The sequence below is a fragment of the Bauldia litoralis genome (assembly GCF_900104485.1).
Classification (GTDB): Bacteria; Pseudomonadota; Alphaproteobacteria; order Rhizobiales; family Kaistiaceae; genus Bauldia; species Bauldia litoralis.
Genome location: NZ_FMXQ01000003.1, coordinates 438,196 through 458,913, shown reverse-complemented (window position 1 = coordinate 458,913; position 20,718 = coordinate 438,196). Strand labels below are relative to the sequence as shown.

The 20,718-nt window shown below is 67.2% G+C and carries 17 protein-coding genes; 6 read left to right on the top strand and 11 right to left on the bottom strand.

Features of this window, described 5'->3' with window-relative positions; genetic code table 11:
* Positions 1 to 11 precede the first annotated feature (11 nt).
* Both BLT60_RS09500 and hydA read left to right on the top strand, forming a co-directional pair.
* Positions 12 to 857: an NHL repeat-containing protein gene (locus tag BLT60_RS09500; protein WP_090876344.1), complete on the top strand. Its 846-nt coding sequence runs from the start codon at positions 12 to 14 to the stop codon at positions 855 to 857.
* 42 nt (positions 858 to 899) lie between these two features.
* Entirely contained in the window at positions 900 to 2,357 is a 1,458-nt protein-coding gene (gene hydA, locus BLT60_RS09495) for a dihydropyrimidinase (RefSeq protein ID WP_090876176.1), read from the top strand.
* A 135-nt stretch (positions 2,358 to 2,492) separates the two neighbouring features.
* Here hydA and BLT60_RS09490 read toward each other — a convergent pair whose 3' ends face one another.
* The 4 genes from BLT60_RS09490 to BLT60_RS09475 all read right to left on the bottom strand — a co-directional run bounded on the left by BLT60_RS09490 (position 2,493) and on the right by BLT60_RS09475 (position 6,811).
* Positions 2,493 to 3,440: a D-ribose ABC transporter substrate-binding protein gene (locus BLT60_RS09490; RefSeq protein WP_090876175.1), complete on the bottom strand. Its 948-nt coding sequence runs from the start codon at positions 3,438 to 3,440 to the stop codon at positions 2,493 to 2,495.
* Between the two features lie 95 nt (positions 3,441 to 3,535).
* Positions 3,536 to 4,582: an ABC transporter permease gene (locus BLT60_RS09485; RefSeq protein ID WP_090876174.1), complete on the bottom strand. Its 1,047-nt coding sequence runs from the start codon at positions 4,580 to 4,582 to the stop codon at positions 3,536 to 3,538.
* A gap of 22 nt (positions 4,583 to 4,604) precedes the next feature.
* Entirely contained in the window at positions 4,605 to 6,158 is a 1,554-nt protein-coding gene (locus BLT60_RS09480; RefSeq protein ID WP_090876173.1) for a sugar ABC transporter ATP-binding protein, read from the bottom strand.
* The gene (locus BLT60_RS09475) at positions 6,158 to 6,811 is read right to left on the bottom strand and encodes a DUF2291 family protein (RefSeq protein WP_090876172.1); all 654 of its coding nucleotides are present in this window, start codon (positions 6,809 to 6,811) and stop codon (positions 6,158 to 6,160) included. Before BLT60_RS09475 ends, BLT60_RS09480 begins: the two co-directional genes overlap by 1 nt.
* Before the next feature lie 452 nt (positions 6,812 to 7,263).
* Between BLT60_RS09475 and BLT60_RS09470 the strand changes: the two genes are divergently transcribed.
* The 4 genes from BLT60_RS09470 to BLT60_RS09455 are packed head-to-tail and all read left to right on the top strand — an operon-like array spanning position 7,264 to position 12,317.
* The gene (locus tag BLT60_RS09470) at positions 7,264 to 8,844 is read left to right on the top strand and encodes an FGGY-family carbohydrate kinase (RefSeq protein WP_090876171.1); all 1,581 of its coding nucleotides are present in this window, start codon (positions 7,264 to 7,266) and stop codon (positions 8,842 to 8,844) included.
* Between the two features lie 14 nt (positions 8,845 to 8,858).
* Positions 8,859 to 10,370: a glycerol-3-phosphate dehydrogenase gene (locus BLT60_RS09465; RefSeq protein ID WP_090876170.1), complete on the top strand. Its 1,512-nt coding sequence runs from the start codon at positions 8,859 to 8,861 to the stop codon at positions 10,368 to 10,370.
* Position 10,371: 1 nt separating this feature from the next.
* The gene (locus tag BLT60_RS09460; RefSeq protein WP_090876169.1) at positions 10,372 to 11,304 is read left to right on the top strand and encodes a TIM barrel protein; all 933 of its coding nucleotides are present in this window, start codon (positions 10,372 to 10,374) and stop codon (positions 11,302 to 11,304) included.
* Between the two features lie 56 nt (positions 11,305 to 11,360).
* The gene (locus tag BLT60_RS09455) at positions 11,361 to 12,317 is read left to right on the top strand and encodes a sugar-binding transcriptional regulator (protein ID WP_090876168.1); all 957 of its coding nucleotides are present in this window, start codon (positions 11,361 to 11,363) and stop codon (positions 12,315 to 12,317) included.
* Positions 12,318 to 12,345: 28 nt separating this feature from the next.
* Here BLT60_RS09455 and BLT60_RS09450 read toward each other — a convergent pair whose 3' ends face one another.
* The 7 genes from BLT60_RS09450 to BLT60_RS09420 form a co-directional block, all read right to left on the bottom strand.
* Positions 12,346 to 14,022 (bottom strand): glycerol-3-phosphate dehydrogenase/oxidase, encoded by a 1,677-nt coding sequence (locus tag BLT60_RS09450; protein ID WP_090876167.1) that lies wholly within the window; start codon positions 14,020 to 14,022, stop codon positions 12,346 to 12,348.
* An 8-nt stretch (positions 14,023 to 14,030) separates the two neighbouring features.
* Entirely contained in the window at positions 14,031 to 15,566 is a 1,536-nt protein-coding gene (locus BLT60_RS09445) for an FGGY-family carbohydrate kinase (RefSeq protein WP_090876166.1), read from the bottom strand.
* Positions 15,567 to 15,667: 101 nt separating this feature from the next.
* Complete coding sequence (locus BLT60_RS09440; RefSeq protein ID WP_090876165.1) at positions 15,668 to 16,741, bottom strand: tartrate dehydrogenase; 1,074 nt, start codon at positions 16,739 to 16,741, stop codon at positions 15,668 to 15,670.
* A 224-nt stretch (positions 16,742 to 16,965) separates the two neighbouring features.
* The gene (locus BLT60_RS09435; RefSeq protein ID WP_090876164.1) at positions 16,966 to 17,781 is read right to left on the bottom strand and encodes a creatininase family protein; all 816 of its coding nucleotides are present in this window, start codon (positions 17,779 to 17,781) and stop codon (positions 16,966 to 16,968) included.
* Positions 17,778 to 18,875: an ABC transporter ATP-binding protein gene (locus BLT60_RS09430; RefSeq protein ID WP_090876163.1), complete on the bottom strand. Its 1,098-nt coding sequence runs from the start codon at positions 18,873 to 18,875 to the stop codon at positions 17,778 to 17,780. The genes BLT60_RS09435 and BLT60_RS09430 overlap by 4 nt, the downstream gene beginning before the upstream one ends.
* Before the next feature lie 5 nt (positions 18,876 to 18,880).
* Complete coding sequence (locus BLT60_RS09425; protein ID WP_090876162.1) at positions 18,881 to 19,705, bottom strand: carbohydrate ABC transporter permease; 825 nt, start codon at positions 19,703 to 19,705, stop codon at positions 18,881 to 18,883.
* On the bottom strand, positions 19,702 to 20,664 hold the full coding sequence (locus BLT60_RS09420; protein WP_090876161.1) for a carbohydrate ABC transporter permease: 963 nt from the start codon (positions 20,662 to 20,664) through the stop codon (positions 19,702 to 19,704). The genes BLT60_RS09425 and BLT60_RS09420 overlap by 4 nt, the downstream gene beginning before the upstream one ends.
* Between the last annotated feature and the right edge of the window lie 54 nt (positions 20,665 to 20,718).

Genomic DNA, 20,718 nt, shown 5'->3' with positions numbered 1-20,718 from the left:
GGAACCGCACCATGACCAATACCGCGCTCACCGTTGCGCTCGGCGACCAGCGATACCGCGTCGATCGTCCCTTCTATGTCCACGCCGCGGGCCCCGGCGGCGTGACCGATGTCGCCGTGGATCCGTCGGGAGATGTTCATGTCCTCGTTCGGCGAGATCCACTCGTCGATGCCGGGGGTCCGGCCGTTGCGAGCCTCGACCCGGAGGGCCGGATCAAGGCGCTCTGGGGCGGCGACCTGATCGCCGACGCCCACATGCTGACGGCGGCGCCCGACGGCCGCCTGTTCATCGTCGATCGCGACTGCCACGAGGTGGTGATCGCGGAGGGCGAACGCCGGGTCGGCGGCATTGGCCGGCGGAACGAGCCGCTTTCGCCATTCAACCATCCGACCGCCGTCGCCTTCGCGCCCGACGGCACCATCTATGTCTCCGACGGCTACGCCAATCACAAGGTCCATCGCTTCGCGCCCGACGGGACGCCGCTCGGCTCATGGGGCGAGCTCGGCGACGGCCCGGGCGAATTCATGAACCCGCACGCGGTCTGGGTCCTCCCCGATGGCCGTGTGGTCGTCGTCGACCGCGAGAATGACCGGCTCCAGGTGTTCTCGCCCGAGGGGGCCTTCATCGAGATCTGGACCGGCTTCGCCAAGCCCCTCGACCTCTGGGGCGATGCCGATGGCCGTCTCTATGTCACCGACCTCGTCCCCGCGCTGACCCTGCTCTCGCCACGGGGCGAACGGCTCGGTCGCTGCCGGCCGGTCCTGAACGCCGCGCACGGCATAAGCGGCGATGCGGCCGGCAATCTCTACCTCGCCGAACCATCGCCGAGCCGCGTCACGCGCATGGTGCCCGTTTGACGCCCGCGCCGCGAACCGAACAGCGTTTCAAGGAGACTGAGGATGAGTGAACTGGACCTTCTGGTGAAGGGAGGCGAGGCCGTCATTGGCCAGGACGTGGTCAAGGCCGATATCGGCATCAAGGATGGCATCGTCACCGTGGTCGGGGCGGGACTGGAGGCTTCGGCAAGAGAAACCGTTGACGCATCCGGGCTTCTTGTCCTGCCGGGCGGCGTCGACAGCCACGTTCATATCGATCAGCCTTCCGGCTCCGCCGCGGAAATGTGCGACACTTTCGATACGGCGAGCGCCTCGGCTGCCGCGGGCGGCACGACCAGCGTCATCTGTTTCGCCTGGCAGTCGCCCGGCGAATCCCTGGCCGCGGTCGCCGCCGACTACGCGGAGCGCGCCAGGGTGTCCCGGGTCGACTATGCCTTCCACCTCACCATTACCGATCCGACCGAAGAGGTCGTCGAGAAGGAGCTTCCTGCGCTGGTCGCCGCCGGCAACCGGTCGATCAAGATCTTCATGACCTACAAGGGCGTCGGTCTGGAGGACCGGGAGATCCTGCGTGTCCTCGACGCGGCGCGACGCAACAAGGCGCTGGTCTGCGTCCACGCGGAGAATAACGCACTCATCGACTACATGACGGAGAAGCTCCTCGAAGGCGGCCTTTCCGCCCCGAAATACTTTCCATGGTCGAAGCCTTCGGTCGCCGAGCGCGAGGCGGTCCAGCGGATCATCGCCTTTGGCGAAGCGCTCGACGTTCCGCTCGAAATCTTCCACGTTTCCGGCGCCGGACCGGCCGCCGAGATCGAGCGGGCGCAGGCAAGAGGCCTCAAGGTCTGGGCCGAGACCTGTCCCCACTATCTCACCATCGTCGCCGACGATCTCGACAAGCCCGGCTTCGAGGGTGCGAAACTGATCTTCGGGCCGCCGGCAAGGACCAGCGCCGACCAGGAGGCCCTGTGGGATTACATCCGCCGTGGCGTCATCTCGATCATTTCCTCCGATCACTCGCCTTCCCGCTACGATGATCCGAAGGGCAAGAAGGTCGCGGGCGACACCGCCCCGTTCAGCGTCATCCCGAACGGCGTTCCGGGCCTCGCGGCAAGGATGCCCGTCCTCTTCTCCGAGGGTGTGTCGAAAGGACGGATCAGCATCAGCAAGTTCGTCGATCTCGTCAGCACGGCGCCTGCGAAACTCTTCGGACTCTATCCGCGCAAGGGAACCCTTGCCGTCGGCAGCGACGCCGATTTCGTTCTGTGGGATCCGCGGATGAAGGTGACGCTGACCAACGCGATGATGCATCACGGCAGCGACTACACGCCTTGGGAAGGCGTCGAGGTGACCGGCTATCCGGTCGCCACCTACCTGCGCGGACGCGAAATCTTCCGGGCGGGCGAGATCCTCGTCGAAGGCGGCGGCGAGCATCTTGCCCGGCCCGAATACCCCATGATCGAACCGCGCGAAAAGTTCCCCACGCCCTTCAATCCGGTCGAGCGCACGGTCGTCTCGTAGGCCCCGTTCGCGTAGACATGTCAGCCCTCCTGGCGTGTCTGCCGGCGAGCATGACAGGCCGAGCGGTGGGCCGACCCGCAAACGAAACGAGGGGCGCCGCAGTGCGACGCCCCTCGCTTCTTGTCGTTGTCGGTCCTACTCGGACAGCGTGAACGCCGCCGTGTAGTTGTCGACGTTGTCCGGGGTGATCAGCAGGCAATCGAAGAGCTGCTTTTCCTCGGCCACCATCGGCTCGCCATTCTTGATGTAATGGTCCGCCTGGATCACCGCTTCGCGCGAGAAGACGGCGACCGGCTGCAGGACGGTGTAGGCCATCTCGCCATTCTTGATCGCTTCGACCGCATCCGGCGAGCCGTCGAATCCGCCGACCGTAACCTTGTCGAGCATCCCGGCTTCCTTGAGCGCGGCGATGGCGCCGAGCGCCATTTCGTCGTTACCCGAGATCACCGCGGTGAAGTCCGGGTTGGCCTGGATGATGGACTGCATCTTGTTGTAGCCCTGGGTCCGATCCCAGTTGGCCACTTCCTCGGCGACCTTCTCGAGGCCCGGATACTGGCTGATCACCGTCTCGTAGCCGTTCGAGCGCGTCGCGGCATTGTTGTCGGCCGGGTTGCCGAAGAACTCGACATACTTCGCCTCGTCGCCGACGATGTCGACCCAGGCGACGGCGCCGATCGCCGCGCCCTGCGCGTTGTTGGAAACCAGCTGGCCCTTGGCGATACCGCTTTCGTTGATCTCGGCATTCACCAGGAAGACCGGGATCCCGGCTTCGGTCGCCTTGCGGACGACACCGACGGAGCCGTCGGCATTGGCCGGATCGAGGATGATCGCCTTGGCACCATTGGTGATGGCCGCGTCGACGAGGTTCGATTCAACGTTGGTGTCGCCCTTGTGCGCCGCGACAGTGGCCGTATAGCCAAGCTCTTCCGCGGTCTGCTTGGCGACTTCGCCCTCGGTGAACCAGTAGGGGTTGGCCGGATCGGTGACGATGATGGAAATCAGGCCTTCCGCCCAGGCCGAACCGGCCATCAGCGGGAGGGAAGCCGCCGCGGCCAGCACGGCGCGTCTGGATAACTTCATCATGAGGTATTCTCCCTTCAGGTGTTGTTTTGCCGGTGACCGGCCTTGTCCCGCGTCGAGGGTTCCTCTCCCCCGGAGCGCGAAATGGTTGATGCGGCTTACCTTGCCCTGCGCTTGCCCCTGTACTGGATCGAGTTGAGCAGGACGGCGAGGACGATCACGGCGCCGGTAAAGACGGTCTGCCAGTAGAAGGAGACGCCGATGATCACGAGTCCGTCCGCGAGGAAGATGATGACGAAGGCGCCGAGCAGCGTGCCGAGCACGTTGCCGCGTCCGCCCGTCAGCGCCGCGCCGCCGATGACGACGGCGGCGATGGCCGTGAGTTCGTAGGTAAAGCCGGCGTTGGGGCCGGCCGAGGTCAGCTGCGAACTGAGCACCAGCCCGGCAATCGCCGCGCACATGCCGGAGAGCATGTAGACGATCACCTTCACCCGCTTGACCGGAACGCCCGACAGTTCCGCCGCGCGCTCGTTGCCGCCGGAGGAATAGAGCCAGCGGCCGAACGCGGTCCGCGCCAATAGCAGGCTGGCGGCGATCGCCACCACAGCCAGGATGATGACGCCGACCGGCACGCCGAAGAGGCGGTTGAAGCCGAGCCAGTCGAAGCCCGTATTGCCGAGTTCCGGGCGGCCGGAGAGATTGTTGTAGGTCAGGCCGTTGGTCATCAGTAGGGCGATGCCGCGCGCGACATAGAGCGATCCCAGCGTCACGACGAAGGCGGGAACCCTGAAGAAGGCGACGATGACGCCGTTGACCAGGCCGACGAACCCGCCGACGGCAATGGTCAGCACGACCACCGCCCAGACCGGGGGATAGAGGATGATGCCCGCCGCCGGAATCTCGATCCCCTGCATCAGGAAGCCGGCGATGACGCCCGACAGGCCGAGGACCGACCCGACGGAGAGGTCGATGCCGCCGTTGAGGATGACCAGCAGCATGCCGATCGACAACAGCCCGTAGATGGCGACGTGGTTCGCCATGATCAGGAAGTTGGACAGCGTGGCATATTGTGGCGACAGCACGGAGAAGACGCCGATGATCGCGATCAGCGCGAAGAAGGCCCGCCCCTCGAGCAGCAACTGCACGATGCTGAACGACGACGCCTTGCCGGCTCTCCCGGTCGTCGACGATGTCATGTCCGCCATGACGAAACTCCGTGGAAATGTCTCACGCGGCAAGCGCCTCGCCTGAGGCCGCCATGATGGCTTCCTTGGTGGTGTCGTGCGTGAACTCGGCGGCGATCCGCCCGCGCCGCATCACGATGACCCGGTGCGCGATGGCCAGGCATTCTCCGACTTCCGATGTCGAGTACATGACGGCCATCCCCTTGCTGGCGTGTTCGGCCAGGATCCGGAAGACCTCCGCCTTGGCCCCGACATCGATGCCGCGGCTCGGCTCGTCGAGCAGGATCACCGATGGCAGGGTAATTAGCATCTTGCCGATGACCACCTTCTGCTGGTTGCCGCCTGACAGCGAACCGATCGGCGCGCCCGGGCCATCCGTCTTGACGGTCACTTCCTTGATCGAGCGGGCGATGATGTCGCTCTCCGCCCTGCGATTGGTGAACAGCCCGCGCGTGAACTTGCTGATCGAGGCCAGCGACAGGTTCCGGCCGACGCCCATGGTCTGCACGAGGCCGTCGCGCTGCCGGTCCTCCGGCACCAGGACGAGCCCCGCCTCGATCCGTTCGGCGATCGTCATGTGGGACACGTCGGTGCCATGCAGGAGAACCCGGCCGCCGATGGCTGGCAGCCGGCCGGCGACGCATTCCATCATCTCCGTCCGCCCGGCTCCCATCAGGCCATAGACGCAGACGATCTCGCCCGCCCGGATCTCCAGATCGAGGTGATCGACAACGTTGCCGGTGTCGGAGGCGTCCGCGACCGTCAGCCCCTCGAGTTGCAGCGCCGGCGGCCCCATCACGTGGCCCGACGGCGGGTGGCCGAGATCGAAATCCTCGCCCACCATGTTGCGGACGATCCATTCGAGGTCGATGTCGGCGCGCGGCGCATAGGCGGTCATCTCGCCGTCGCGCAGCACCACCGCGTGGTCGGCGATCTGCAGCGCCTCTTCGAGGTGGTGCGAGATGTAGACGATGGAGACGCCCCGCGCCTTGAGGTCGCGAATGACGTTGAACAGCACCTGCACCTCGGTCGCCGACAGCGCCGATGTCGGCTCGTCCATGATCAGGATGCTGGAGTCGACCGAAAGCGCCCGGGCAATCTCGACGATCTGCTGCTGGCCGAGACGCAGGTCGCCAACCGGTGTCAGCGGATCGATCTCCTCCTCGAGTTCGCGCATCAGGTCGCGCGCCTGGCGCTCCTCCTCGGAGAAATTCACTCCGGTCGGCCCCGGGATCTCGCGACCCATGAAGATGTTGTCGCGGACATTCATGTTGAGGGCGAGGGAAAGTTCCTGGTGGATGATCGATATTCCCAGGTCGCGCGCTTCGACGGTCGAGCCGATGGAAACCGGCTCTCCCTCGAGCAGGATCTCGCCGGAGGTCGGGCGAATGACGCCGGAAAGGATCTTCATCAGGGTCGACTTGCCGGCGCCGTTCTCGCCGAACAGTGCCGTCACCTGGCCGCGGTGAACGTCGAGGTCCACGCCCTTGAGCGCCTGGACCGCGCCGAAGGACTTCGACACGTTGCGCGCCGCCAGGATGACCTCGGCGGTATCGGGATGGCTCTGCGGGATGTCGACCGAACCGACGGGCTCCATCACTCCACCTCCAGCCGGACGGGCGTGACGAGCCAGTTCTTGGGATTGATCAGCTTGAAGACCCCGACCACCGACATCGTCTTGCCGGTCAGCGAGTCGCGATCGAGATCGCCCAGCACCGCGGCCGCCATCGCCCGGTTGATGCCCGAGCCGGCATCCTGGAACTCGATCTGGTTCTTGAAGGCGCCGAATTCGATGTCGCCGGGGACATCGCGCAACTCGGTGCCGTTGATCGCCGGCCCGGTCTGGACCCGCACCAGCGTGCCCTCGGGCAGGCCATCGACGGCGACCTCGAAGACCCCGGACTTGCCGTCGCCGACGACGCCGGTCAGCTGCACCGGAATGACCGGGAAGGCTCCCGCCATCGTCGCATGTTTCGCGATTGCTGCTTTCTTGTCGGCGGCCAGTTCGCTCGCCAGCACAGCGGCTTCCGGTGCCCGCTCGACGACCATGTCGCGGATCCGCGGGAATTCCGCCGTACCGAAGGCATCGGGATCGAAGGCCTGCTGCCGGACATCGTCGGTCGAGCCGATTTGGACGACCTTGGTGTCGACCGCGATCGCAGCCAGCACCGCCACGCCAACGAGCGCAACGATGAGTCGCGTTCGCTTGGGCTTGGCAATGACGGACGGCTTGGCGGCTGTCGTGACCATCGAAACGTTGCCCCTCCTCCCGCGGGCCGGTGTAGCGAACGGATGCCGGCAGGCCGGCCTCCGCATGACTTTACCGCGTCAAAAACGGCAGTTTTCGCTGGACGAATCGTGTTCAGGAGCTGGCATGAAACGGTTCCTCCCAGCGCATTTCGCGTGGGGACTCCTCCATCCCCCGACCCGCGAAATGTCATGTCGCAGCGATCGGAGCCGCGACTGATGAGCACGATGATAGGTGAAATGAATTACTTTGTCTGCAAAAAAATCCAGTCCTTTGGAGCAGTCTGTGCTAAGACACGCGGGTTCCACGGATGAGGGCGCCCTGGCGAGAATCGGCTGCCAGAGGCGGTGAGCGAAGCCCTTAGGCGTTGAAAACAAACAACAATCGCGCCGCGGTCTCTGGGAGGAATGATGGGAAGGCGCCAAGGACGGCCCGGGGAAACAGGGGCAGGCAGGTGACGGCGACGGGCGACCTGATCATCGGGATCGACGCCGGCACATCCGTGATCAAGGCCGTCGCCTTCGATCTGTCCGGCCGGCTGGTCGCCTCTTCGGCGATCCGCAACAAATACACCATGGGCGCCGAGGGCGCCGCCACCCAGTCGATGCCACAGACCTGGGCCGACTGCGCGGCCGCGGTGCGTGGCCTTGCCGGAGAAGTCGACGACCTCGCCGTGCGAACGGCCGCCGTCGCATTGACCGGCCAGGGCGACGGGACGTGGCTTGTCGGCCGGGGCAACGAAGCCGTCTCGGATGCCTGGATCTGGCTCGACGCCCGCGCCGCCCCGACGGTCTCGCGGCTGTCCCGCGGGGCGGACGAGCGCACCCGTTTCGAGGCGACCGGCACCGGGCTCAACACCTGCCAGCAGGGCAGCCAGATGGCCCATATGGATGCCCGCTATCCCGAACTGCTGGATGCCGCCGAGGTGGCGCTGCATTGCAAGGACTGGCTGTTCCTCAACCTCACCGGGGTCCGCGCCACTGATCCCTCGGAAGCGAGCTTCACCTTCGGCGACTTCCGCGACCGTCGCTACAGCGACACGGTCATTGCCGCGCTCGGTCTCGATGCCCGCCGGCACCTGCTGCCGGAGATCATCGACGGCGCGCAGGAAACCCGGCCGCTTTCGGCCGACGCGGCCGAAGCCACCGGACTGCTGGCCGGTACGCCGGTTTCGCTCGGCTATGTCGACATGGTGATGACCGCGCTCGGCGCGGGGGTCCATACCGGAGACGCCGGCGCCGCCTGTTCGACCATCGGCTCCACCGGCGTTCACATGCGGGCGGTCCCCTCCGACAAGGTCCACCTCAATGCCGAGGGAACCGGCTATGTGATCTGCCTTCCGGTGCCGAATCTGGTAACGCAGGTGCAGACCAACATGGCGGCCACCCTCAACATCGACTGGGCGCTGTCGCTGGCCGGCGACCTGCTGGCCGAACGCGGTGAGACACCCTCCCATGCCGAACTTGTCGCCCGGATGGACAACTGGCTTGACCACGCGGAGCCGGGCGCCCTGATCTATCATCCCTATATCTCCGAAGCCGGCGAACGCGGCCCTTTCGTCAACGCCGACGCGCGGGCTGGCTTCATCGGCCTGAGCACCGGCCACCGCTTCCCGGACCTGATCCGCGCCGTGGTCGAGGGCCTCGGCATGGCCGCCCGGGACTGTTACGCCGCCATGGGCGACATGCCGACGGAATTGCGCCTGACCGGCGGCGCCGCCCGATCCGTGGCGTTGCGGCGGATTCTTGCTGCGACGCTAAACACACCGATCCGGGTCTCCACCCGCGACGAGGCCGGCGCCGCGGGCTGTGCGATGATGGCGGCGGTGGCGATCGGCGCCTATGACGACATGGACGCCTGCATCGCCGAATGGACGACCCCGCATCTCGGCCGCACCGAGGCGCCGGACCCGGAACTGGTGCGGGTCTATGACAGCCTCTTCGCATCCTACCGGCTCGCACGGGAGGTCCTGACCCCGGTCTGGAACGGGATGGCCAGCCACCGCGCGGCCATGGCCCGCGACACGGCCGGCTAGGCGGGAGGAAACAGGTGACCGAGATCCCCAAGGTCGATCTTTTCGTCATCGGCGGCGGCATCAACGGTGCCGGCATCGCCCGGGACGCCGCCGGCCGGGGGCTGAGCGTCGTCCTGTGCGAGAAGGATGATCTCGCCGAAGGCACCTCGTCCCGCTCGGGCAAGCTCGTCCATGGCGGATTGCGCTATCTCGAATATTACGAGTTCCGGCTGGTCCGCGAGGCTCTGGCCGAGCGCGAGGTCCTGATGGCCAACGCGCCGCACATCATCTGGCCGATGCGCTTCGTGCTGCCCCATTCCCCCGAGGACCGGCCCGCCTGGCTCGTCCGGCTCGGCCTGTTTCTCTACGACCATCTCGGCGGGCGGAAGAAGCTGCCCGGCACCCGGACGCTCGATCTCGCCCGCGATCCGGAAGGCGCGCCGCTTCTCGACAAGTATACCCGCGGCTTCGAATTCTCGGATTGCTGGGTGGATGACGCCCGACTGGTGATCCTCAACGCCATCGACGCCGCCGAACACGGTGCGATCGTCCTCACCCGCTCGCCCTGCACCGCCGCGCGACGCGAGAATGGCGTCTGGCGGGTGACCACGACCAGCGCGACGACCGGCGAGACGCAACACTTCGAGGCGAAGGCCCTGATCAACGCCGCCGGACCATGGGTCAGCGACGTGGTGACGCGCGTCGCCGGCTCGAACTCGACCCGCAACGTCCGGCTGGTCAAGGGCTCCCACATCATCGTGCCGAAATTCTGGGCCGGCACCAACGCCTACCTGGTCCAGAACCACGACAAGCGGGTGATCTTCATCAACCCCTACGAACGCGACAAGGCGCTGATCGGCACCACCGATATCCCCTGGGAGGGACGGCCCGAGGACGTCACGGCCGACGACGCCGAGATCCAGTACCTGATCGACGCCGTGAACCGCTACTTCAAGGAAAAGCTGACCCGCGACGACGTGCTCGAAACCTTCTCCGGCGTCCGTCCGCTCTTCGATGACGGACAGGGCAATCCCTCGGCGGTGACCCGCGACTATGTCTTCGACCTCGACGAGACCGGAGGCGCGCCGCTCCTCAACATCTTCGGCGGCAAGATCACGACCTACCGCGAACTGGCCGAACGCGGGATGAACCGCATGGAGAAGTTCTTTCCGCAAATGGGCAGGGACTGGACGCATGCCGCGCCGCTGCCCGGCGGCGACATCGCAGGCGCTGATTTCGAAGCCTTCCGCGAAACCGTGAAGACCGACTATCCGTGGATGCCGCCGTCGCTGCGGCGCCACTATGGGCGGCTCTACGGCTCGCGGATTTCACAGATCGTCGGCGACGCCCGGTCGCTCGACGGCCTGGGCCGGCATTTCGGCGGCACGCTCTACGAGGCCGAGGTGGTCTACCTCGTCGAGCGGGAATGGGCGCAGACCGCCGAGGATGTGCTGTGGCGACGGACGAAACATCATCTGCACCTGAGCGAGGAACAGCGGGCGGCCTTCACCGCGTGGTTCGGCCTCGCCCATGCAAGGGCTGCGTGACATGGCGCTGACGCTTTCCCTCAACACCAACCCGCTGGTCAATCGCTTCGCCGAGCCGGACGACCTGATCGACGCGATCGCCCGCGACATCCGCCTCCGCGATATCCAGCTCACCCACGAATTCATCAACCCGAGCTGGCCCGCCCCGGTGGTTCGACGGTTGACCCGCGACATGGACCGGGCGCTGCGGCGCACCGGTGCCCGCGTCACCAGCGGCATGACCGGGCCCTATGGCCGGCTCAACCATTTCGGCCATCCCGACCGCGACGTGCGCCGCTACTATGTCGACTGGTTCAAGACCTTCGCCGATATCATCGGCGACCTCGGCGGACAGTCGGTCGGCACCCAGTTCGCCATCTTCACCTTCCAGGATTTCGACGATCCTGCCCGACGCGAAGCCTTGATCGCCACGGCGATCGACTGCTGGGCGGAGGTCGCCGAACACGCGAAGGCCGCCGGCCTCTCCTACGTCTTCTGGGAACCGATGAGCGTCGGCCGCGAGTTCGGCGAGACGCTGGCGTCCTGCATGGCGCTTCAGGAGCGCTTGAGCGCGGCGGGGATGGCGATCCCGATGTGGATGATGGCCGACATCGACCATGGCGACGTGACCTCGGCCAATCCCGACGACTTCGACCCCTACGCCTGGGCACGCGCGGTGCCGAAGGTCAGCCCGATCATCCACATCAAGCAGAGCCTGCTCGACAAGGGCGGCCACCGCCCCTTCACCGCCGAGTTCAACGCCAGGGGCCGGATCCAGCCCGAGGCGCTTCTCGCCGCGTTCGCCGAAGGCGGCGCGGTGGACAACGAAATCTGCCTCGAACTGTCGTTCAAGGAGCGCGAGCCGAACGACCGCGAGGTCATTCCGCAGATCGCCGAAAGCGTCGCCTTCTGGGCGCCGCATATCGATACCGGCGCAGGCGACCTGCGTGTCTGACCACGCAGGTCGAAGGCCCGGGCCGCCGGGCCGGCCCGCCGACGGGAGAGAAGGACATGACCACTGATCGCCCGGTCGGCGACGCGGACCTCAGCCTCGCGATCCGCGCGGCCTGGCTGCATTATGTCGGCGGGCTGACCCAGGCCAATGTCGCCAAGCGGCTCGGCGTGCCTTCGGTCAAGGCGCACCGCCTGATCGCGCGCGCCGTCGCTGTAGGCGCGGTGAAGGTCAGCGTCGAAGGCGACATCATCGAGTGCATCGAGCTGGAGAACGCGCTCTCGGTGCGCTTCGACCTCGAGACCTGTGAGGTGGCCCCGGATCTCGGCGAGGAAGGCCTGCCATTGCGCACGCTGGGACGCGCCGGCGCGGCGCGGCTGCGGCGCTGGCTCGAAGCTGGCGAAGAACGGATCATCGGCATCGGCCATGGCAGCACGCTCGCCGAGGCGGTCCGGATCATGGCGCGCCTCGACACCCACGGGCTGCGCTTCGTTTCGCTGCTCGGCGGCCTGACCCGCAACTACTCGGCCAACCCGCACGACGTGATGCACATGCTGGCCGAGAAGACCGGCGCCCAGGCCTATGTGATGCCGGTCCCCTTCTTCGCCAATTCGGTCGAGGACCGGGAGGTCCTCCTGTCCCAGCGCGGCGTCGCCGAAGTCTTCCAGATGGCCGAGGAGGCGCCGCTGAAGATCATCGGCATCGGCACCGTCGAGACGGATACGACACTGGTGACCTCCGGCATGATCGAGCCCGACGACATCGAGGAAATCTCGCGCTCCGGCGCCGTCGGCGAGATGCTCGGCCACTTCTTCAACGCCGAGGGCGAGGATCTCAAGACGCCGCTGACCTCGCGAACCCTGTCGGTGTCGCTGGACCATGCCCATAACGACCGGATCATCGCGCTTGCCGGCGGCGAGGAGAAGGTCGCCGCGATCCGCGCCGTCCTCAACAGCGGCCGCCTGTCGGGACTGATCACCGACGAACGGACCGCCAAGGCGCTGCTGGCGGAATAGGCCGGCGGAGCGGCCCGGAGCCTGCCCGCTACAGGCGCACCCCGTGCCGGTCGGCCAACAGGCGTCGCACCCGCTCCTGTTCCTCCCGGCTTCGATCCGCGCTCCAGCCGAGCGCGACTCCCGCGATCTCGGCGACCTGCGCAAGCCCTGCCCCGGTCAACTGCCCGGTGACGGCGAGCTGCGTCCGGCGAAGCACGATGTCCTCGAGGTGGCGGACCTGCTCGTTGCGGACGATCCAGTCGATTTCGGCGCTGTCGTGGTCCACCGACCCATCGATGGGACGCGCGATGCCGCTGGCGCCCTCGTGGCGCGCGATGGCCCCGGCCGTCGTGCCGTAGCGATCGAGGAGAACCGCGGCCCGCTCGGGCGAGACGCCGGTCGCCGCCGCCGTCCCGGCGATCCAGCGGTCGCGGGCGTCGGGCTCGCGCGGCATGTCCTTGCCGCCACCGATCGGCAGGTCGCGGGTGGATACCCGCCGCAGTGTATCGAGGCGCTTCAGAAGCCTGTCGGCGATCTCCTCGGCGAAGCCGCGAAACGTCGTCCACTTGCCGCCGACCAGCGAGACGACCGGAAACGGGCGTCCCGTCTCCGGCTCGTGGACCGGCGCGGAGTGATCGCGACTGATCAGGCCCGGCGCGACGCCTTCGGAATTCGGCAGCGGACGGATGCCGGCATAGGCATAGACGATCTGGTCGCGGCTGAAGGTCAACCCCGGCAGCAGGTCGCGCAGGCTCTGCATGAAATAGTCGATCTCTTCGGCGTCGCAGACAACGCTGTCGGGATCGGCGGCGGGGATGTCGGTCGATCCGACCAGGGCGCGTCCATGATACGGATAGACAAGCAGGATGCGGCCGTCGTCGTCCTCGAAATAGATCATCCGGCCGTCGAGCTGGCGGACCAGTTCGGGATGATCGAGGAGGATGTGCGATCCCTTGGTGCCGCCGATCAGCCGGGTCTCGAGCCCGAGCTGCGCGTTGACCGCGTCGATCCACGGTCCGGCGGCATTGACGACGATCTTCGGTCGCACCGTCTCCCGTTCACCCGTTGCGGTCTCGATCTCCAGCACCCCGTTGCGGACCGCGCCGAGTTCCGCCCAGTTCAGCGCCCGCGACGCCGGCATCGCGGTGACCCCGTCCTGCACCAGTTCGAGGACCAGCCGCTCCGCTGCCGTGACCGCCGCGTCGTAATAGCTGCCGACGGCGACGATTTCCGGCGTCAGCGCCGGCACTTCGGACAGGGCGCGCGCCCTGCCCATCATCCGGTGGCGTGGCATCTGCCGTTCGCGCGATCCGTAGAAATCGTAGAGGCGCAGGCCGATCTTGATGAGAAGCGCCCCCCGGCTGCGGGGCGCGGTGGTCGAGCCGAAGAAGGTCCGAAGCGACGCCCAGATTCCCTTGGTCCACGAATGGATGGGGATCAGCGTCGGCAGCGGCCGGACCAGGTGGGGGGCGTTGCGCAGCAGCAGGTTCCGCTCCAGCGTCGACTCGGCGACGAGCCGGAACTCGCCGGTCTCGAGGTATTTCAGGCCGCCATGGATCAGCCGCGACGGCGCGGCGCTGGTGCCGGAGCCGAAGTCGCCCTTGTCGAGGATCAGGCAGCGCACGCCTTGCGCGCACAGGTCGCGAAAGAGCCCGGCGCCGTTGATCCCCGCCCCGATGATGACGACGTCATAGTCCTCGACTTGCCGCCCTGTCCCGTCCTGCATGGCCGGCGTCACGCCCCCGTTTCGGCCTGGGGCGCGCCAAGCGCGTCCAGCTTGCGCCAGGTGTCTTCCATGCCTTCGGCGATCTCGCGATAGACGCGGTACCGCTGGTCGTAGCGCGCGCTGCGTTCCGGATCGGGCCGGTAGATCGTCGAGGATGCGGCGAGGTCCCGCGGATCCGCGTCGAAGGCGTCGAACGCCCCGACCGCCGCGCCGGCGCAGAGCGCCGCGCCCCAGGCCGATGCCTCATCCGTGTCGGTCACCGTGACCGGGATACCGAGTACGTCCGCGAACATTCGCGCAACGGTCGGGTTGCGCGACGCCCCGCCGGTCAGCCGCGCCTCGTCGGCCGAAAAGTGCGCCCGCAGCGTATCGACATGGTGCCGATGATTGAAGGCGATGCCCTCCAGCAACGCGGCGAGCACATCGCCCCTATCGTTCCACCCCCGCAGCCCCATGAAGCCGGCGCTGGCCATCGCGCCATAGGGCGATCCGAACAGGTAGGGATGATAGAGCACCGTCGACGGTCGGGTCAGCGCCTCGTCGATTTCCGGCGCCAGCACCGCGTGGATCGAACGACCCTCCTTCTCCGCCAGCGCCCGCTCGAATCCGCAGAACGTATCGAGGAACCAGTCGTAATTCGTCGCCGAGGCAGGCGAGATCGCCATGTTGTTCCATTGGCCCGGCGCAATGGCGTTGCGGCAGAACCAGCCCTCGCCGGTCTCCGGCGCATCCGATACGGTTTCGTTGATCGAATAGGTCCCGGCGACAACGCCCACCACCCCCGGCCTGTGGGCCCCGATGCCGAGGGCTGAGGCGGTGACGTCATGCAGGCCGGCGGCGACCGGCGTCCCGGCCACCAGGCCCGTCGCCTCCGCCACCTCGGCCGTGACCGCGCCGACGATCCCGGCCGAATGGCTGACCGGCGGCAGGGCCTTCTCGATCTCCGCCAGGCCGAACAGGTCGAGGGCCTCGGCGGTGTATTCCTGGTTGCGGACATCGGTGAAGGAGGTGCTCGCCTCGGTCCGGTCGGTGCCGACGGTCCCGGTCAGGCAGAAGCGGAGCCAGTCCTTGCAGGCGATCACATGGCCGATGCGAGCGTAGCGCTCCGGCTCATGCGCCTTGATCCAGGCCAGCAGCGCCGACGGCGCGGAGACGTGCGGCGCCTGCCCGGTCAGGGCGAGGCTCCGCGCGTCGATCCCCCGCGCGGCCCAGTCCGCGACGATCGCCGTGGCCCGACTATCGAGCGACAGGATGCCCGGGCCAAGCGGCTGGTCATCCTTGTCGAGAAGGTAGAGGCCATCGCCATGGGCCGTCGCCGCAATTGCGACGATCTCGCCGGGCGGCTGGCCGCTGGTCTCGATCGCCTCGCGCATCGCCGCGACGGTCTGTTGCCACAGGACCGCCATGTCGCGCTCGACGTGGCGCGGCGTGGTCATCAGTTGCGGAATGTTCCGACGCGCGACGGCCAGCTGGACGCCGTCGAGGCGGTAGATCACGACCTTGGTGACCGTCAGTCCGTTGTCTATCGCCAGGATGCAACTCATCCCCGTCTCTCCCCGCCAGAGGCTGCCAAGTGAGAGGCATCTACCAAGTTTGGTCGGAAACGCGAAATCGTTCTGCCCGGTCCGGTCGACCGGTGCGGCGATCAGATATTCGAGGCCCGGATCGCCTCGCAGACGGCGTCCGTCACTTCCCGGGTCGTCGCGTTGCCGCCGATGTCGGGCGTCTTGATCCCGGATTCGCAGACCGCCTCGACCGCCTGCATCAGGCGCGCCGCGGCGGCCGGCTCGCCCAGGTGTTCGAGCATCTGCGAGGCGGTCCAGAAGGTCGCCACCGGATTGGCAATGCCCTTGCCGGTGATGTCGAAGGCCGAGCCATGGATCGGCTCGAACATCGAGGGGAAGCGTCGTTCCGGGTCGATGTTGGCGGTCGGCGCAATGCCGAGGCTGCCGGCCAGCGCGCCGGCGAGATCGGAGAGTATGTCGGCATGCAGGTTGGTGGCGACAATGGTGTCGAGGCTCCGCGGCTGCTTCACCATCCGCACCGTCATCGCGTCGACCAGCATCTTGTCCCAGGTCACGTCGGGGAATTCCAGCGCGACCTCGGCGGCGATCTCGTCCCACATCACCATGCCGTGGCGCTGGGCGTTCGACTTGGTGACGACGGTGAGGAACTTGCGCGGCCGCGCCTGCGCCAGCGTGAAGGCGTAGCGCATGATCCGGGTCACGCCGGCGCGGGTGAAGATCGCCACCTCGGTGCCGACCTCCTCGGGAAAGCCGCGATGGGCGCGGCCGCCATGGCCGGAATATTCGCCTTCGGAGTTTTCGCGCACCACGACCCAGTCGAGGTCGCCGGGACCGACGCCGGCCAGCGGCGACTCGATTCCCGGCAGGATCCGGGTCGGCCGGACATTGGCATACTGGTCGAAGCCCTGGCAGATCGGCAGGCGCAGGCCCCACAGCGTCACATGGTCGGGCACGTCGGGGGCGCCGACGGCGCCGAAGAAGATCGCGTCGAACCCCTTCAGTTGCTCCTTGCCGTCCTCCGGCATCAGCGCTCCGGTTCGCCGGTAGCGCTCCGAGCCCCAGTCGAAGGCGGTCACGTCGAGCGAGAAGCCGCCGTCGCGTCGCTCGAGCGCCTCAAGCGCCTGCAGTCCGGCGGCGATGACCTCGGGGCCAATGCCGTCGGCCGGGATCGACGCAATCTTGTAGTGCTTCATGGTTTCCTCCCGGTTCTGTTTCTCGCGCGCGATGCGATGCCTCGCGACGCCGGTCCAGGCGAACGGGCTCCGCCCCGCGCCGTCTCGATCGGCGAAGTATCATATGCGAACGCGAAATGGTCGGGAGAAGGTAGCCATGCGCCTGTTGACCGCATGGCGCACACAGCGCAATGCGGTCGGCGGATGCACCCCGCCGTCTCGGTGCGGCGGGAGCCGACGGCCGCCTATGCCGGCGGCTTGACCCGGTGGTCGACCCGCGCGGTCACCGGCATGGCGCGGAACTCCCGCGACACGTCGAGCAACCGGCCGATGGTTCCCTCGATCATCCGCCCGCCCTTTTCGGCAGTCGCGAATGACGGGGTCCCGGAAACGCCGGACTCGTTGACCCGGCTCCAATAGTTCATGAAATGCACCCACTTGGACGAGGCCAGGTCCGGGTAGAGCCAGCGCGGCCCGCCGCGCTCGGCCGAGATCTCGTCGACCACCTTGTCCATTTGCACGAGGTCCGGGTTGACGTGGAGGTATTCGGAGGTCTCCCACTCGCAGGCATGGTCGGCGGCATAGGGCCCGCCTTCGAGCTCGGCCGCGATGAAATCCCAGCCCAGCTCCCAGTGATTGACCGCGCCGACCAGCGATTCTGTCTCGACCGTCAGCCGCCGCGCGATCAGGTCGCAGAGCGGCGCATTCGAGCCATGGGCGTTGACGTAGAGCATGTGGCGGAAGCCCTGGTGCGCCATGCTGGCGCCGACATCGACGCAGTAGTCGATGAAGTGCTGCATCCGGATCGAGATGGTGCCCGGATAGTCCATGTTGTGGTCGTTGTAGCCGTAATGGATCGCCGGCATGACGATCACGTCGCCCTCGGACCGCCGCGCCACTTCCTCGCAGATATGCTCGGTGAGCACATTGTCGACATCGAGCGGCAGGTGCGGCCCATGCTGCTCGATCGCCCCGACCGGGATCAGCACGGTCGGTGCGCGCAGGACCGTATCGTTGACCTCGGGCCAGGTGAGTTCGCGGTAGCGGTGCTTGATCGTCATGATGAGGGACTCGCGCTTGTCGTGGTGGAAGGGTCCGGCCGTCCGGGCGCGGCCAGCGTCTGGCCGCTCTCGGGGTCGAAGAGGTAGAAGCGGTCCGGCGCAATCCGGACCGTCAGCCGTTCGCCGCGCCGGAAGATGTGGTCGGCATCGGCCTGCATCGCGATCGGCACGCCGCCGACATCGAGATAGAGGATCTGCAATCCGCCAAGGTGCTCGACGACCTCGGCGACCGCCGGCAGGCCGTCGGCGGCCGGCACCACGTCCTCGGGGCGAATGCCGAGCGTCACCTTGCTGCCGGCCCGCATCGGCAGCGACGCGGCGATCTCCGCCGCCCCGAATTTCAGGCCGGTCCCGGTTACCTCGGTATCGACGAAGGTCATCGGCGGCGAGCCGACGAAGCCGGCGACGAACCGGTTGACCGGGTTGCGGTAGATGTCGAGCGGCGCGCCGACCTGCAGGAGCCGGCCGTTCTCGAAGACCGCGATCCGGTCGGCCATGGTCATCGCCTCGGCCTGGTCATGGGTCACATAGACCGCGGTGGTCGCCAGCCGCTGGAACAGGCGAACGAGCTCCGCCCGGGTCTGCACCCGCAGCACCGCGTCGAGGTTCGACAGCGGCTCGTCGAGCAGGAAGACCGACGGGTCGCGGACCAGCGCCCGGCCGAGCGCCACCCGCTGGCGCTGGCCGCCGGAGAGCTGGCGCGGATAGCGGTCGAGATAGGGCCCGAGATCGAGCATCCCCGCCGCCTGCTCGACCTTGGCGGCGATCGCCGGGCTGCTCATCCGCCGGACCTCGAGCGCGAAGGCGAGATTCTTGGCCACCGTCATGTGCGGATAGAGCGCGTAGGACTGGAACACCATGGCGATGTCGCGCCGCATCGCCGGCACCTTCGTCACGTCGCGGTCGCCGATCATCACCGTGCCGGTGGTCGGCGTCTCGATGCCGGCAATGGTGTTGAGCGTCGTCGTCTTGCCGCAGCCGGAGGGCCCGAGCAGGGCCATGAACTCGCCGTCGCGGATTTCCAGGTCGAGCGCCTTGAGCGCCTCAACGCGGCCGAAGCACTTGCTGATGCCGTTGAGGGTGACCGATGCCATGCGCCCTAGCCCTTCACCGCGCCGACGGTCAGGCCGCGGGCGAGATAGCGCTGGGTGAAGAGCGCGAAGATCACCACCGGCGCGACGATCACCGTCCCCATCGCCGACATGTTGCCCCACTGGATGCCCTTGTCGGTGATGAAGCCAGATACCCTGACGGGCAGGGTCTTGGCGAAGTTCGGCGCAACGGTGGAAGCCATCAGGAATTCGTTCCAGGAGAGAAAGGCGGTGAGGACAGCCGCGGCGCCGAGCGCCGGGGCGGAGAGCGGCAGCACGATCTTGATGAAGCGCCGCACCGGGCCGCAGCCGTCCAGCATGGCGGAGAGCTCGATCTCGCGCGGCAGTTCCTCGAAGAAGCCGAGCAGCAGCCAGACGACGAAGGGAACCGTGATCGAGACATGGGCGAGGATGACAGCCAGGTGCGTGTCGAGCAGCCCGACCTCGCGCATCATCAGGTAATAGGGCAGCGCCACGGTGATCTTCGGATAGAAGCGCACCACGAGGAAGGCGAGGCCGATCACCAGCGACAGCTTGAACGGCAGCCTCAGCCGGGCCAGCGAATAGGCGGCAAGCGCGCCGAAGGCGACCGCGATCACGGTCGTCGCGGTGGTGATGATCAGCGAGTTGACGAGATAGCGCAGCGTGCTCTCGTCCGGATCGAAGATCGCCGCGTAATATTCGAAGGTCGCCTCGCTCGGCAGGAAGCCGGCCGACGCCGAGAGAAACTCGTCTGACGGGCGGATCGAGTTCAGCACCAGCACGACGAAGGGCCCGAGCGCCACCGCCAGCGCGATCAGGATCAGCAGGGCCTTGAGCAGGCGACCGATCATGCGCCGCGCTCCCGCTGCCAGCCCGAGATGCGGCTGCGCCAGACGAGGAAGCCCGCCGCGACGACGAGGCACCCGGCCAGCAAGATCCACGACGCTGCCGCAGCATAGGAAATGTTGAAGTAGCGAAGACCCTGCTGGTAGATCCAGAAGCTCAGCGTCTGGGTGGCGAAGCCCGGCCCGCCGCCGGTGGTGGTGAAGATGATGTCGAGGGTCATCAGCGCGTCGATCGCCCGGAACATGGCGACGAGCAGGAAGACCGGCAGGATCATCGGGAAGACGATGCGGCGGAAGATCGTCCACCGTCCGGCGCCATCGACTTCCGCGGCGCGCAGGACATCGGCGGGCAGGCTGGCCAGCGCCGCCGCCATCACGATGGTGACGAAGGGCGTCCACTGCCAGGCATCGACGATGATGACGGAAGCCGCCGCCCAGTTCGGATCGCCGAGCCAGTTCGGGCCGTCGATGCCGATGCCGGCGAGCGCCTGGTTGAGCGGCCCGACCCGGGCGGCGAGGATCATCCGCCACATCGTCCCGACCGCCACCGGCGCGATCACCATCGGCAGCATCAGCAGTGTCCGGCTCAGCCGGAAGTGGAAGCCCTCACCGACGGTCAGCAGCGCCAGGCCGAGGCCGAAGGCGAGCGAGATGACGGTCGAGCCGACCGCCAGCAGCAGCGTGAAGCCGGTCGAGCCGACGAACTGCGGATCGGTCAGCGCCCGTGCATAATTGTCGAGGCCGACGAAGCGCCCCATCACCGGCGAGCGGGCCAGCGTCCAGTCATGGGTGGTGATGATGATCGATTCGACCAGCGGATAGAATTGCGCCACCGCGATCACCGCCAGCGCCGGCACGAGGAACAGCGCCAGGGCGCCGCGCTCGCCGAGCCGTTCTCCCGCCCGGGCGATTGGGCCGCCTGGCAACCCCTCGCCGCCGGTCAGTTGTGAGGAAGAGCGCGCCATTGCGGTGGTTCTGTCACCCGGTTGCCGACGGGGCTGGATGCCCCGTCGGGATTG

What these genes read in the sequence shown, in the direction of transcription:
- BLT60_RS09500 (WP_090876344.1), top strand. Translation starts at nt 12, where the DNA reads ATGACCAATACCGCGCTCACCGTTGCGCTCGGCGACCAGCGATACCGC.
- hydA (WP_090876176.1), top strand. Translation starts at nt 900, where the DNA reads ATGAGTGAACTGGACCTTCTGGTGAAGGGAGGCGAGGCCGTCATTGGC.
- BLT60_RS09490 (WP_090876175.1), bottom strand. Translation starts at nt 3,440, where the DNA reads ATGATGAAGTTATCCAGACGCGCCGTGCTGGCCGCGGCGGCTTCCCTC.
- BLT60_RS09485 (WP_090876174.1), bottom strand. Translation starts at nt 4,582, where the DNA reads ATGGCGGACATGACATCGTCGACGACCGGGAGAGCCGGCAAGGCGTCG.
- BLT60_RS09480 (WP_090876173.1), bottom strand. Translation starts at nt 6,158, where the DNA reads ATGGAGCCCGTCGGTTCGGTCGACATCCCGCAGAGCCATCCCGATACC.
- BLT60_RS09475 (WP_090876172.1), bottom strand. Translation starts at nt 6,811, where the DNA reads ATGGTCACGACAGCCGCCAAGCCGTCCGTCATTGCCAAGCCCAAGCGA.
- BLT60_RS09460 (WP_090876169.1), top strand. Translation starts at nt 10,372, where the DNA reads ATGGCGCTGACGCTTTCCCTCAACACCAACCCGCTGGTCAATCGCTTC.
- BLT60_RS09455 (WP_090876168.1), top strand. Translation starts at nt 11,361, where the DNA reads ATGACCACTGATCGCCCGGTCGGCGACGCGGACCTCAGCCTCGCGATC.
- BLT60_RS09450 (WP_090876167.1), bottom strand. Translation starts at nt 14,022, where the DNA reads ATGCAGGACGGGACAGGGCGGCAAGTCGAGGACTATGACGTCGTCATC.
- BLT60_RS09445 (WP_090876166.1), bottom strand. Translation starts at nt 15,566, where the DNA reads ATGAGTTGCATCCTGGCGATAGACAACGGACTGACGGTCACCAAGGTC.
- BLT60_RS09440 (WP_090876165.1), bottom strand. Translation starts at nt 16,741, where the DNA reads ATGAAGCACTACAAGATTGCGTCGATCCCGGCCGACGGCATTGGCCCC.
- BLT60_RS09435 (WP_090876164.1), bottom strand. Translation starts at nt 17,781, where the DNA reads ATGACGATCAAGCACCGCTACCGCGAACTCACCTGGCCCGAGGTCAAC.
- BLT60_RS09430 (WP_090876163.1), bottom strand. Translation starts at nt 18,875, where the DNA reads ATGGCATCGGTCACCCTCAACGGCATCAGCAAGTGCTTCGGCCGCGTT.
- BLT60_RS09425 (WP_090876162.1), bottom strand. Translation starts at nt 19,705, where the DNA reads ATGATCGGTCGCCTGCTCAAGGCCCTGCTGATCCTGATCGCGCTGGCG.
- BLT60_RS09420 (WP_090876161.1), bottom strand. Translation starts at nt 20,664, where the DNA reads ATGGCGCGCTCTTCCTCACAACTGACCGGCGGCGAGGGGTTGCCAGGC.